This window comes from Proteus hauseri, from assembly GCF_040139125.1.
In the GTDB taxonomy this organism is placed as follows: domain Bacteria; phylum Pseudomonadota; class Gammaproteobacteria; order Enterobacterales; family Enterobacteriaceae; genus Proteus; species Proteus hauseri_B.
This window is the reverse complement of the sequence record NZ_JBEEUB010000001.1, coordinates 402325-415925: the sequence shown is the minus strand read 5'-3', so window position 1 is coordinate 415925 and position 13601 is coordinate 402325. Positions and strand designations below refer to the sequence as shown.

The following is a 13601-nucleotide window of genomic DNA, read 5'->3' as shown; positions in this document are numbered from 1 at the left end:
CCTTACATGAAGTAAGGGATAAATAAGTTTTTATAAATAATTAATGTTAAATAAAACAAAAGGCCTTAATTATTTATAAAATGGCGAGAATATATTTTCGTGCTATTGATTGCCAGCAATATATTCAGGGTAGGCATCAGTTAGTTTTAGATACATACGTTTATGCTCTGCTTTTTTTCTAAAATCTTGTTTTAAACAGACTTTTGCTGAGTTTTTCAGCTCTACAGGCAGGTTTTCAGCCTCTGCTGATGCAATAATGGAAAAACGCACTTTCTTTTTAGACCCACTTAGATTGTATGGTAAACCTAAAATACGTCTTGCGACTCTGTTTGTTTTCACAACTCACTCCTTTTTATGTGTAATAGAGAGAAAGCTAAATCAGTATAGCAGAAAATAGCAAGAATAAGATGTTGGGGTGTGAGATTAATTAGCATAAATATCTATGTCTCACTAATTTTTATGATATTTAACTGTAATAATTATATATATTTATCCTCTTCTTAAGAGATATGTGTATAAAATAAAAATAATAGAAGTTATAAACACATTAAAATAAAATTAAAAGATAAATGCATATTGAAATTTAACAAGATTACTATTAATAAATCAGTAGTTATTATTAATATTTTCACTGATTTATTTGTCTAATTTTTTAGATGTTTCAGTTGTTGATATTAACAATTTGTTATCATTCTTTTATAAATCTCAAGAAAATAATTAAATAATTTCTATTTAAGAGCATGGTGTATCCAATTAAGATAACCATCGAAACCATTTTCTATTGGTATTATAATTACTTCAGGAATATCGTAAGGATGTATTTGAACAAGGGTATCAATAAGTGATTGTTGCTTGTTTTTTTTACTTTTTATCATCATAAGCACTTCATTATCTTCAATAATTTTATTATTCCAACAATATATAGACTTAATGTTAGGAATTATATTGATACAAGCTGCAAGTTTTGCATTTATAAGTTGATGTGCAATTTCATTAGCAGTTTTCTCATTTGGTGCTGTTGAGTATGCGATGATCATCAGTAGCTCCTTATCTATTCATCTGTTTTTTACAAATATGATAATCTTGATTTGGTTTTAATGTCATCTAAATAAAACTTTTTAAAACTTAAAGCTAAAATTTTTATTTTTAACCAGATAAAATAACATTTTCAAAAAAAACTTTCTCGTTAGGAATTCTTTACGGCATTATTAAGTGCTTTTTACATATCGCAAAGTACTTCATGTAAAGAAAAATATATTTTTGCCGATATTATTGTTAGTTTAATGAAATGTATCTATTTGTGTTATAAGAATTTATTTAACTAATTACGTTCTTATTTTCAGTGGCATCACTAATATAAAATAAATTAATTAGTAACAAGATTTATAAATAAATGTGGGGTTTAAAATGGAAAATAATTCGCTAAAAAATGCGAGTTTATTTGATAATGATCCCGTTCTCTATGCTGCATGGCTTTACTATCAGGACGGACTCAGTCAAAGCGAAGTTGCAAATATTATGGGCGTTTCTAGGGTAACTGTAGTGAAATATTTACATTTAGCCAGAGAAAAAGGGTTCGTAAATATTAGCTTGGATTCATCTGTATTTTCTACGATTGATTATGCAATCAGAATAAAAGCAAAGTTCGATCTTAATAATGTGCTTATTTTACCAGATGAAGAAAAGAATAAACCGCAACAAACGTTAAGTATGAATAGAGGAAGATTGGCAAAAGCAGGGGCTATGTATCTTTCTCAGTTAATTAATGACGATGATATTTTGGGGGTAGCTTGGGGAAGAACAATTTATAAGTTAGGTCATCATCTCCCACCCAAGTCATTGAAAAATGTCACTGTATTACAAATGATTGGTGCTGTTGCACCGCAACCTGATTTTACAACAGCAGAAGCAGCAGCGCTGATTGCAAATAAGTTTTCAGGATGCAGTATTAATTTACATGTGCCCGCAGTTGTTTCTAGTGCACGTTTAGCAATGGAGTTGCAAGCGGAACCTATTATTCGTCGTAATTTCTCAGCCTTGAATCAGTGTAATAAAGCGTTATTTGTGGTGGGTAATATGCAAGACGATAACCCATTAGTCACCACAGGCGTTTTAACAACGACTGAAATGGCTCAGTATCGTGATTTAGGTGCGGTAGGTGTTATCTGTGGGCGATTCTATGACGCACAGGGTAATCCATTGGTTGCAGATGTAGATCTTCGTATCATGGGGATCAGCCTTGCTCAGTTAAGACAAATTCCACAACGACTATTTTTAGCCGGTGGTATTGAAAATATTCAAGCAACAATAGGGGCAATAAAAGGAGGATACGCCACTGATATTGTTATTGATGAAGTCACTGCACTTGCACTGTTAGAGATTGAGAATTAATAATAAGATCCTCGTGAAAACGAGGATTTGTTGGTTTTTGACTATATTCACTATTAGTCTTGAAAAAATAAATAATATTATTGTTTATCAAGCTAAGACACTTCGCATAAGTTTAGTCCATAAATAAAGTAGCAAAATGATAAATCACTAACATTTTTCTCTTTTTTTCGATGAGCAACTTGCCTTAACCTGTTATATCATTCATTATATAAAAAATTATATAACGAATGGTTAATTTAGAGGTTTTTATGACACGCCGTATATTGGCTAGCTTAGGCATAGCTTTAGGATTATTTTGTCACAATACACTCGCAGCTGAATTACATCTTTATGCTGGTGCAGGATTAAAACAACCTGTAGAGCAAGTTGTTAATGTTTTTGAAAAAGAAACGGGTAATAAAGTAACCATTGAATATGGTGGTTCTGGTCAAATTTTAACGCGGTTTAACTTAACTAAACAAGGTGATCTATTTTTTCCTGGTTCACAAGATTATGTGGAAAAATTAGATAAAGAAGGACAAGTCGTTAATCAATATTCAATTGTCCGTCATATTCCTGTTATAGCTGTTCGTAAAGATAAAATTGGCGATATAAAAACGCTTGAAGATCTTGCTAATAGTTCTTTAAAACTAGGAATGGGCGACGCTAAAGCCATCGCTTTAGGTAAAAGTGGTGAACAACTTATTGATGCATCAGGTCAAGGCGATAAATTACGTAAAAAAGTAATTGTTCGCACTGCAACAATTAAACAGTTATTGATGTATTTATTAAATGGTGAAGTTGATGCTGCCATTATTGGTTATGCAGATGCAATGAAAAACCAAGATAAACTCGTTTTATTACCTGTTCCTGAAGGTAGCCCAGAAGAAGTTGCGACATTAGCAGTATTAAAAACGTCAGCAAATCCTAAAGAGGCGCAGCTATTAGCTGACTACTTTACAAGAGCAGAAGGTATTAAGGCTTTTACTGATTATGGTTTTCTCCCTGTTATTTCGAAACCATAGATTTTTTTTCTCACATAAATTGTGTTTTTTCGCCACCAGCTCACTGGTGGCTTTTTTCATTTATGCAGCATTATTTATCAAGATAATACTTAAGGAACGCGAGTGTTTCGTTGGGCATTAATTCCTCTTTTTTTATTACTTTTTTTGATTTTAGGATCATTAATTGCGTTAATTTGCCAACTCTCTTATGAACAGCTTAGAGAGGTTATTTTTGATCCTGAATTTCATTTTGCTATTGGCATGTCGTTAAGTACGGCATTAACTTCACTATTTTTAGCTATTATTTTAGGTGTTCCCGCGGCATGGGCAATGGCGCGTATTCCATTTAAAGGGCAACGTTTTGTTGATGCATTATTAGATTTACCTTTAGTCACTCCACCATTGGTAATAGGGATAGGATTATTATTACTATTAGGTAGCCAAGGGCCTTTAACTTCAGTCTTCCCCCAGTTGGCTCGCTCTCTATTTTCACCTTTAGGCATTATCATTGCGCAAACTTATGTTGCGAGTGCAATTATTATGCGTAATAGCTTATCTGCATTTAAAGCGGTTGATCCTGCTTATATTCAAACAGCACAAAACTTAGGATTAACGCCAACAAAAACATTTCTGTTAATTGAAATACCACTTTGTTGGCCTGCATTAATGAGTGGAAGTATTGTCGCTTTTTCTCGTGCGTTAGGTGAGTTTGGTGCCACATTAATGTTAGCAGGAGCGACAAGATTAAAAACAGAAACATTACCTATGGCGATTTATTTAAATATAGCGAGTGGTGATTTTTCATTAGCGATAGGTTGTGCATTGGTACTTATCGCGATAGCGATTACATTATTGTTTGCTCTACATCGTTTACAGCGTGAAAGGAGATCCTGATGTTAGAAATTCATTCACTTAAAACAGGAATTTTAAATAACATTTCGTTAAATGTGACTAAAGGGAAATGTTTAGGAATTAGTGGATCTTCAGGAAGTGGTAAAACAACACTATTAAATGCGATAGCAGGTTATACAGATTATTCAGGTGATATTATTCTTGATAATAAAAATATCAATCAACAACCCGTTTGGTTGCGATCTTGTCGCTATTTAAATCAACGGCTTTACTTATTTCCATTTATGACAGTAGCTCAAAATCTTTGGCTTGCTCAATATGGTGCAAAGCAAAAACGTAATAAAGATAAGGAAGCTGAGATATTGGAACAGATGGGAATTGCACATCTTGCCGCACGTTATCCTGATCAGATATCCGGAGGAGAACAGCAGAGAGTAGCATTAGCAAGAGCGCTTATCAGCCAACCCAAACTTTTATTACTCGATGAACCGTTTTCAAGTCTGGATTGGGAAACTCGTTATCAACTTTGGGATATCATCATCAGCTTAAAAACAAAAGAGATGACGATGATTATGGTGACTCATGAACCTCGTGAAATAGAGGCTTTAGCTGATAACAAGATTTTATTGTCTAAAGGAGAAATTATTAATTAAAACCAAAAAACAAAATAGAGAGATAATAAGCGTTACCATGCCATTACTGACCAGTGAATAATGCGTCCCATAATTTTTACTGAGTCAGTTTCTGCGGTTTCATCAGGAAATTCATCTTTGTTATAGCTACGAATAATAAGTTTTCCACCAGGTTGACGATAGAGTAGCTTTATTCTGAACAACGCGTCTTGTTCAATAGCATAAATACCGCCATCAACAATACGCGTATTGCCCGTATCCACAGTGACGGTTGAACCATTTGGAATAACTGGTGACATGCTATCGCCATAAACAGAAAAACAGATAACATTTTGGGATGAAGCGCCATAACGGCGTAATGTGCTTTTTGAAAACCTCAATTTATATCCATTATGATCTTCATTTGTACAGCAACCGTCACCTGCTGCTAATTCAATACTTTTAAAGTAAGGAATTTCGACTTCATCTGCGCTTAATGGGGTATTACTATCCCATTCACTTACTGGATGCCATTCATTTTCAGGTGGGATTTCTGAGGCTGATTCATGCTCATCTTCGCCGTTTAATAACCAAGCCAAGTCACAATTTAATGCTTTAGCTAATTCGGGTAAAAAACGGGGGCGTTTAGTTTTACCACTTTCTAATTGCTCAATGGATTGCTGTGTAGTACCAGCAATTAGGGCAAGTTCAGATTGTGTTAAAGCTAATGCAATGCGTTTGTCTTTGGTGCGTTTCGCAATAGACATGGTGACTCCTAATACGTGTCCTTACATATTTCAAGTACAAGCAGTATATCGTAAAAAGAAAACAATTTAAATTGTATTTTATAGTAATACTAGAAAGAAAGGAGAAATGCATTACTGCACTTGAAAAACGTCATCAGCACTATTTGGTGGTGATTTTAACGGGTTTTCATCCGTAACGTCAGGATCTCGTAGGACTTCTCCACAAAAAATATAGAGGTCAGGTCTTTTCTTTTTTAAGAAATTAAGCCGAGTAGTACATTCATCTTTAGTATAAATTGTTTCTGTAACAGGGATTGCATCACAAGAATCATGCCCACAAGGACTGACAAGTAAAACATAACCGACCAGCATGAGCTGTGAAGTAAACATAAAATACCCTTTCATGTTTCGCCATTCAAAATCAGATGAATAGCTTACCTATTCGCGAAAAAAAAAGCAGTTTCTATTTATCTTAAATAACATTAATGATGCAAAAAGTCGTATGTGATCACAAATTTTCTAGTGTTTGTTTGTATTTCAGTTCAATGTGCTATACGTGTATTTATGAAAAGTAAGTGATAAAGCGGATCGGGTGGATGTAAAAACAAATAGATTTGTTTTTATAGACTTAAAAAGTAGGAATATTGTTATAATATAAATAACAATTTATATTATATTTATTTTATTAAATTACTGTCTCTTTATTTAACGGTCATTTCTTACGTTAAAATAGGATCCTTGATGTTTTAAGAAACAAACTTTGCCATCAAACTAAAATATTATTAATTATTTATATATATTAAATATATTTATTGTTTTTTATTTTTATAAATTAAAATTGATTGCAAAATAATCAAATGGCTTTGCTGATTAAAAAATAACGAGTTAATATATTGATTTATAATAATATTAATGATTTTGTTTCTTATTCATCTAACGGTGGTTAAATTATTTAAATAGCTATTACTCATTTTATGATTGGTTATCCAATATATTCTGACAAAATTTTTACTAAATGATGAAAAGAGATTTAAATTTAGGTTATATATAAAAATAATCCATGACGGGATCTATTCTTATCAAGTATAATTCTGCCGCAGAAAAGTAAAAAGTCACTTTTCTACACAGAAAAATTTCAAATAGGCTATAAATAATATAGAGTTTTATAAATAGTGTTTTATACAAATTTTATTTGGTCAAATTATAATATTTAAGGTGATGGTGAGTTATGTTTAAGAAGATGATGAGTTTTTTATTTTTGGCTGTTGCATTAATGACGCTATCTGCATGTGGTGATAAAACAGATGAAGCAGGACAAACAGCAGTCGCATTTGTTGAAGCTGTTGCAGCAGGAGATGGCGACAAGGCTGTTTCACTGATGTATTTTGGTGATTTAGAAAAAGATCCAATGGCAGAGCAAATCACTGGCAAATTTAAAATGATTATTACCGAAGCGGGTAAGCAAATTAAAGAGCAAGGTGGTTTAAGTAAAGTTGAAGTCGTTAAAGTTGAATATGCTGAAGATAAGAATAGTGCTGTTGTAACATTAAAAACAGTACTGAAGAATGGTGAAGAAAAAACAGAAGGCCAACAAATGATTAAAATTGATGGCAAATGGAAAGTTGCTGTTAAGTGATTATCCGCCTATTTTTTTCTTTAGCTTTATTCTTAGCGAGCGCAATTAATGCGCTCGCTTTGTCTTATGAGTTAAAAAGTGGTGACTTAGTTTTTCGCGATGGTGATGAAGTTATCAGCGATATTATTAAACAAGTCGATAAAAGTGGTTTTAGCCATGTAGGAATGTTGTGGATCACAGAGAAAGGCGTTCAAGTTATACATTCAACACCTAGCGAACATCCTAATATAAAAGATGGTGTTACTATTGATAGCCTTGAGTTTTTTACTAGCCGAGCTAAACCTAACTCTGTTCGTTTTTATCAAGTTAGAAGTGATGATGTAGCAAGAGATAAAGCGCTGCAAGTTGCATTAAATCGTGTTGGTGAAAATTTTAGTATTTATCCTGAACAGGGTGTTTATTGTACAGAATTAGTTGCCGATGCGTGGTTAAAAGCCGGTATTTCTATCTCAACAGGCACGCGAATGTTAAATATGCCTTTTATTTCAGATAGGGCGCTTATTTTTCCTGATAACTTGATTAACTCTGAAAATGTTGTGCTTTATTTAGAACGAGAGTAATTAATGACGCATCCCACTTTCTAGTGATATAGAAACCAAAAAGTGGGAACTTTATTGTCAATTAGCGTTAGCCTTTACCACCTTGAAAAGAGGAATAGAGTGTCATCCCTCCATCAATAAAAATAGTCTGTCCTGTGATATAGGTTGATTGCTCAGATGCTAACCAAGCGGCTACATTAGCAACGACTTCTGGCTCAGCTGCATATTTCATTGGGATCATCTCTTCTAATTCTTCACGAAGCGCATCATCTTGCATTTTTTCTTGATTGATAGGGGTATTTATTGCTCCAGGACCAATTGAATTAATTCTAATACCCTGACTTGCATATTCAAGAGCGAGAGATTGAGTCAGCATTCTTACCCCACCTTTACTTGCTGCGTAACTTGCAAACGTCGGCCAAGGGATAATTTCATGAACAGAAGACATATTAATAATATTGCCTTGAATTTTATTTTCTACAAAATACCTTAGTGCAGAGCGAGCGGTAAGAAAGTAGCTAGTTAAATTCACATCTATAATTTTACGCCAATCGGCTAAATCAACAGCATGGGAAGGTGTTTGTGTTTCAATTCCAGCATTATTAATAAGAAGATCGAGCTTGCCAAAATGGTTGATGGCACAATAAATAAAGTTATGGGCAACCTCTTCGTCGCTAATGTCACCCCCAAAAATAATGGCTTTACCTAAATTTAATTTATTTAAATCATCAGCAAGGCATTGAGCCTCTTTTTCGTCAGAATGATAGTTAATCACGACATTCATTCCTTCAGCGACTAATCGTGACACAACAGCTGCACCAATTCCTCTTGATGACCCCGTAACGACAGCTACTTTTCCTTGAAGATCGTTGTACATACTTCCTCCGATATTCGATTAAAAAATTAAGCAAAAAGTAATATAAGAGATAAAAAGGATTATTTATCTAGCACTCTATTAAGCTTGTGGTTAATATAGCCACTTATTTATTTTTCACTTCTCTTTATTGTAGGTTGTTATTATGTAATGCGCATTAAGGCACTGATGGAATAGTGCAGATACAGATGAGTTTACTTGCTGAATGGCTATTTTAGTTTGGCAGGATTTCTGTTACTTAATGAGTATAAAATAATGAACAATCAATCACAAAAATACGATAGAACCTATCACTATCCTTTTTCACCCGGCACAACGAATGATGATCGCATTAATTCGCAATGGTGGCTGGATATCTGCAATATAAAAACACTCATCCATACAGAAAAACTGGATGGAGAAAATAACTGCTTAAATCGAGTCGGGGTTTTTGCTCGCTCTCATGCAACGCCAACACAATCTGCATGGAGCACACAGTTACGTCAGCGTTGGCAATTAATTAAAAACGATTTAGGGGATATCGATATTTTCGGTGAAAATCTCTATGCCATACACTCCATTGAATATGCACATTTAGAAGAGTACTTCTATGTATTTGCAGTGCGTTGCAAAGATAAGTGGCTGAGTTGGGAAGAAGTGCAATTTTATGCCGCACTGTTTGATTTTCCTACTGTACCTGAAATAGCGTTACCTAATTGCAGTGATGAAAGTAAATTTGAGCAAATGATCATTTCACAAGCGACTAAACCAAGTTTCTTTCAGTCTCAAGATGTATTAACAAAAGCCGCTAGCCCAATGGAAGGAATTGTTACTCGCGATGCACACTCTTTTGCGTTAAATGAATTCTCTCATCGTGTATTTAAATATGTGAGAAAAGATCATGTTAAAACAGATGTGCATTGGAAAAAAAATTGGCAAAGAGCCCCATTAATTTGGGAAAAAATACAGGAGTCTCATGATGCTTCATAAAAAACTACATACAGAAATGTCATGGGACGAATTATGTGGCTTATATAATGAAATTAGCGATATGGCTGGAGTGATGCAAGATCCTATTCATCATGCCGAAGGCGATGTCGCTATTCATACTCGACGTGTTATCGCGTCAGTAAAATCATTGCCAGAATACAGCGCATTGTCAGAACGTGAACAACAAATTTTATGGATAGCAGCATTACTGCATGATGTAGAGAAACGATCTACCACTCGAGAAGAAGAGGGTAGAATTATTTCACCGGGTCATGCTCGTAAAGGTGAATTAACCACTCGTCGCTTTCTTTATGAAAAGGTGTCGGTTAATTTTGTAGATAGAGAGCATATTGCAGCATTAGTCCGTTATCACGGGTTGCCTTTATGGATAATGGACAAGCCTGATCCTAAAAAAGCATTGTTATCAGCTTCATTACGTGTTGATTGCTATTTATTAGCATTACTTGCTAAAGCAGATGTATTAGGTCGAGATTGCGAAGATAAACAGGCATTATTCGATAAAATAGCGTTATTTTCACTTTATTGTGAAGAGTTAGATTGTTGGCGTAAACCCGCAGCTTTTCCTTCTGAACGAGCATGCTTTCACTATTTTTATACTGAAAATAGTACTGATTGTAATTATGAGCCTTATCCTGAAAAGGGTAGTGAAGTAACCGTACTTTGTGGTTTACCTGGAATGGGAAAAGATACGTTTATTAAACAATATTGTGCAGATAATCCTATTGTGAGTTTAGATGAGTTGCGTCGGCAGCATAATATTAAACCCGATAATCGAGATGCAAATGGCTGGATTGCTCAGTTAGCGAAAGAGCAAGCAAGAGTATATTTACGTGAGCATAAATCTTTTGTTTGGAATGCAACGAATATAACGCGACAGATGCGTGATCAGCTGATCTCATTATTTTATCGCTATCAAGCTAAAATCACTTTAGTGTATATCGAAGTACCTTATGCACAGTGGCAAAAGCAAAATAATGCAAGAGTTGAAGCGGTTCCTATTAAAGTGATGGAAAGAATGCTCACCAAGCTAGAAGTTCCCTCACCAGAAGAAGCTCATAACGTTATTTATTGGGTTGATGGCAAATCACAAGCGTTATTGCCATAGTGTAAAGCTAAGAGTTTAAAGCCAAAAGTTTAAGACCAAGCAATAAGTAAAATTAGTATAAAAAGGGCTACTTTGTAGATACAAAATAGCCCTTCTGTTTTTGCAGGTAACGGTGAGGATTTACTTTTTAGGTTGATGAATAATATCGAAATAAACACTTTTATCATCTGAATTCGGGTAAATACGATAAGTATATTCATCGTTTTTAACGGTGATGTTTTCGACCGCTCGTGTAAATAATACTTTTCCTTCGGTATCTTTTGCCGTTAATGTTCGCGTTTTACCCTCTGCTGATATTGACCAATCCCCTTGCATTTTTTGTTTACCTTCAGGAGTAAACATAATAAATGTGCCATTAGGATAGTACTCAGCTAAACCAAAATAGTTGCTTACTTGAGCATTATCCGCAGAAATTTTATTTCCCTTTTCATCAATAGCATTTGTAGTCACCCAGACTTTTTCTATCATAATTTTCTCATAGTTATTCAGCTCTTTTTGATTTTGAATAACGCTTTTTACCTGTAGTGATGCGGTCGCTGCTTGATTTTCAATTTTTGCCTCGTTGGCAAAAAGAGAAAAACTAGCACTTAATAATGAGATAGCGATGAGTGATTTTATTTTCATTGATATGTCCTTATGTATTTAAGTTGTGCTCTTTATTAAACTGTTTTGGATTTCGGTTTATTTAAACTTAGATATGAATTGAGGTAAGTGCCAGAAAAGATGTATGTCAAAATATTTCTGATGACAAGATAGCTTGACAAAAATAGACAGTGATAAAGTTTAATAACTTATCTATTTTTGGTTTCTTAATCTATTAAAGTTAATTTATTAGCGGTTATCACTGCTTGTTAGCAAAATAATAAGATAATTTATAATGATAGTGAGTTTTTTCGTCAGTCATCGATTGTTCTGCTATTTACAAAAGTATGTGGAAGCTGACTTATTAATTAACTAAATCGATAAAGAATAACGGCAAGTGACTTAAAAAATCGAGGTAAATAGCCAGTAAAATAGTCAAAGAGAACGAGTCTTAGCGAAGCGTGTTAAATTGCAGCAACATTAAATGTTACCTAGATCACAAAAACGAAATGTGGAAATTGTGTGTCTTTTACCCATTTCTTTTGCATTACTTAACTGATTATCTGTTTTCTTTGGACGTTATCGTTTTCCTTTCGTTTAAATGATAAATTTATCTAGATAATGATAAGTTTTATTTAATAAATTTTATTAAAAAGATTAATGCTTTGCTCGATTCAATAAAGGTGTGTGTTATTTAAGCATATTTACTATTATTTAAATGGATGTAAAATTTTATATCATCTAAGTGATTAGGTCTTAAGATTTTTTTTATTTATACATTGTATTTTTCGACAATATTTAAAATAAAAAGAAAAGATCTGATATAAAATTTTCTAATGAAATGTTCATAAATAAATACCTATTAGCATCCTATAAATTAATAAGTATTAAATAAGTTTACTGTTTTACTTATTAAATAATCTTATTAATATCATTGCTTATTTCTGTTTCTTTTTGCTTTTTATTTTTGTATTTCTGCTTTTTTTTGCTTTTAATAAATAACATATGATTGTAATCACAATCCCATAACAACTATTAAATTAAAGTTGTTGCCATAGAGGTAACATTAAATGAAAGCAGAACGTCATAAAAAAATTATTAATCTGATCAAGGGTAATGGTGCCGTAAAAGTTTCTGTTTTAGCTAAAGAACTTAATGTTACCAAAGAAACTATTCGGTCAGATTTAAATACCCTTTCAGATAAAGGAATTATAAAAAGATGCCATGGTGGCGCTTTTATAGAATTTGAAACTTTAGATAAGGTCGCTAAGAAAGAAATTATACAATTTTTAGAGTGTAATGACCAAATTGATAAAATCGATTTAGCAGGTAAAACTGCAATAAATAAGGTGTGTGTACTGGGATCATTTAATGTTGATATGATTAGTTATCTACCTAGATTGCCAGAAGCCGGGGAATCCTTATTATCCAATAAATTTATCTTCTCTCCAGGAGGTAAAGGATGCAACCAAGCGTTAGCGGCGAGTTATGCTGATGCACAGGTGCATTTTATAACCAAAATAGGAACAGACCAGTTTAGTGATTATGCTGTAAATTTTATATCGTCATCAAGAATAAAAACATCAACGATATATCAAACAGAAAATTTTCAAACAGGAACAGCATCTATTTTTGTATCAGAAGAGAGTGGGGAAAATATAATCTCTATTTATTCCGGTTCTAATATGGATATTTCCTCTGATGAAGTAAAAATACAGAAAGATAAAATTATCGATGCAGATATTATTTTATTGCAATTAGAAACAAATATTGAGGCGTTAAAAGAAATTATTTTTATAGGAAATGAAAATAACATTCCAATTATTCTTAATCCTGCGCCTTACAATAAAATTGTTCATGAATTACTTCCTATGGTGGATGTATTAACACCAAATGAAACAGAAGCCAGTTTATTGTCTGGCATCGAAGTACTCGATTTAGAGTCTGCAAAAAATGCCGCAGCTTCTATTTATCATAAAGGCGTAAATAAAGTTGTTATTACGCTGGGTAGTAAAGGTTCGTTAGCTTATGACGGATATAAGTATATTTACTCGCCGGCATATCCGGCAGTAGTAAAAAATACGGCAGGCGCTGGTGATGCTTTTAATGGTGCGCTGGCTGCCTCATTGGCAAAAGGAAAGCAGTTTTCTTATGCGTTACGCTATGCATCAGCTTTTTCATCATTAGCTGTTGAGACGAGTAATGCTTCAGAAATGCCTGAAGATATTAATGTCATGCATCGCATCAATCAAACAACATATTCACAGATTGTTACGCAATCTCCTGAATAAA

The 13601-nt window shown here is 33.4% G+C and carries 15 protein-coding genes; 9 read left to right on the top strand and 6 right to left on the bottom strand.

Annotated elements, in window-relative coordinates:
• Positions 1 to 102: 102 nt before the first annotated feature.
• Positions 103 to 339 (bottom strand): stationary-phase-induced ribosome-associated protein, encoded by a 237-nt coding sequence (gene sra, locus ABN099_RS01865; protein WP_349462010.1) that lies wholly within the window; start codon positions 337 to 339, stop codon positions 103 to 105.
• A gap of 389 nt (positions 340 to 728) precedes the next feature.
• A complete protein-coding gene (gene cutA, locus ABN099_RS01860; protein WP_349462009.1) occupies positions 729 to 1037 on the bottom strand; it encodes a divalent-cation tolerance protein CutA in 309 nt (102 codons plus the stop codon).
• Between the two features lie 370 nt (positions 1038 to 1407).
• Here cutA and ABN099_RS01855 point away from each other — a divergent pair, with 370 nt between their 5' ends.
• From ABN099_RS01855 to ABN099_RS01840, 4 genes are all read left to right on the top strand, one after another.
• The gene (locus ABN099_RS01855; protein ID WP_349462008.1) at positions 1408 to 2391 is read left to right on the top strand and encodes a sugar-binding transcriptional regulator; all 984 of its coding nucleotides are present in this window, start codon (positions 1408 to 1410) and stop codon (positions 2389 to 2391) included.
• A gap of 248 nt (positions 2392 to 2639) precedes the next feature.
• Positions 2640 to 3395, top strand: coding sequence for a molybdate ABC transporter substrate-binding protein (gene modA, locus ABN099_RS01850; protein ID WP_349462007.1), 756 nt, complete (start codon positions 2640 to 2642; stop codon positions 3393 to 3395).
• Positions 3396 to 3497: 102 nt separating this feature from the next.
• Entirely contained in the window at positions 3498 to 4268 is a 771-nt protein-coding gene (locus ABN099_RS01845) for an ABC transporter permease (RefSeq protein WP_349462006.1), read from the top strand.
• A complete protein-coding gene (locus tag ABN099_RS01840) occupies positions 4268 to 4879 on the top strand; it encodes an ATP-binding cassette domain-containing protein (RefSeq protein WP_349462005.1) in 612 nt (203 codons plus the stop codon). The genes ABN099_RS01845 and ABN099_RS01840 overlap by 1 nt, the downstream gene beginning before the upstream one ends.
• 32 nt (positions 4880 to 4911) lie before the next feature.
• Here the strand turns inward: ABN099_RS01840 and ABN099_RS01835 are convergent, their stop codons facing one another.
• Entirely contained in the window at positions 4912 to 5604 is a 693-nt protein-coding gene (locus tag ABN099_RS01835) for an XRE family transcriptional regulator (protein WP_349462004.1), read from the bottom strand.
• A gap of 111 nt (positions 5605 to 5715) precedes the next feature.
• Positions 5716 to 5973 carry a hypothetical protein gene (locus ABN099_RS01830; RefSeq protein WP_349462002.1) on the bottom strand — a complete coding sequence of 86 codons (258 nt, stop codon included), beginning with the start codon at positions 5971 to 5973 and terminating at the stop codon, positions 5716 to 5718.
• 838 nt (positions 5974 to 6811) lie between these two features.
• Between ABN099_RS01830 and ABN099_RS01825 the strand changes: the two genes are divergently transcribed.
• Both ABN099_RS01825 and ABN099_RS01820 read left to right on the top strand, forming a co-directional pair.
• Positions 6812 to 7219, top strand: a complete 408-nt coding sequence (locus ABN099_RS01825) for a DUF4878 domain-containing protein (protein WP_349462000.1) — start codon at positions 6812 to 6814, stop codon at positions 7217 to 7219.
• On the top strand, positions 7216 to 7779 hold the full coding sequence (locus tag ABN099_RS01820) for a YiiX/YebB-like N1pC/P60 family cysteine hydrolase (protein ID WP_349461999.1): 564 nt from the start codon (positions 7216 to 7218) through the stop codon (positions 7777 to 7779). The genes ABN099_RS01825 and ABN099_RS01820 overlap by 4 nt, the downstream gene beginning before the upstream one ends.
• Positions 7780 to 7846: 67 nt before the next feature.
• Here ABN099_RS01820 and ABN099_RS01815 read toward each other — a convergent pair whose 3' ends face one another.
• Positions 7847 to 8635, bottom strand: a complete 789-nt coding sequence (locus ABN099_RS01815; RefSeq protein ID WP_349461997.1) for a glucose 1-dehydrogenase — start codon at positions 8633 to 8635, stop codon at positions 7847 to 7849.
• A 252-nt stretch (positions 8636 to 8887) separates the two neighbouring features.
• Here ABN099_RS01815 and ABN099_RS01810 point away from each other — a divergent pair, with 252 nt between their 5' ends.
• Positions 8888 to 9601 carry an RNA ligase family protein gene (locus tag ABN099_RS01810; RefSeq protein ID WP_349461996.1) on the top strand — a complete coding sequence of 238 codons (714 nt, stop codon included), beginning with the start codon at positions 8888 to 8890 and terminating at the stop codon, positions 9599 to 9601.
• A complete protein-coding gene (locus tag ABN099_RS01805) occupies positions 9588 to 10727 on the top strand; it encodes an AAA family ATPase (protein ID WP_349461994.1) in 1140 nt (379 codons plus the stop codon). Before ABN099_RS01810 ends, ABN099_RS01805 begins: the two co-directional genes overlap by 14 nt.
• Positions 10728 to 10847: 120 nt before the next feature.
• On the opposite strand, the gene ABN099_RS01800 is transcribed toward ABN099_RS01805, so the two are convergent.
• Positions 10848 to 11351: a DUF4822 domain-containing protein gene (locus ABN099_RS01800; protein WP_349461992.1), complete on the bottom strand. Its 504-nt coding sequence runs from the start codon at positions 11349 to 11351 to the stop codon at positions 10848 to 10850.
• A 1028-nt stretch (positions 11352 to 12379) separates the two neighbouring features.
• On the opposite strand from ABN099_RS01800, the gene ABN099_RS01795 reads away from it, so the two are divergent.
• Positions 12380 to 13600 (top strand): PfkB family carbohydrate kinase, encoded by a 1221-nt coding sequence (locus ABN099_RS01795; RefSeq protein ID WP_349461990.1) that lies wholly within the window; start codon positions 12380 to 12382, stop codon positions 13598 to 13600.
• Position 13601: the final 1 nt, after the last annotated feature.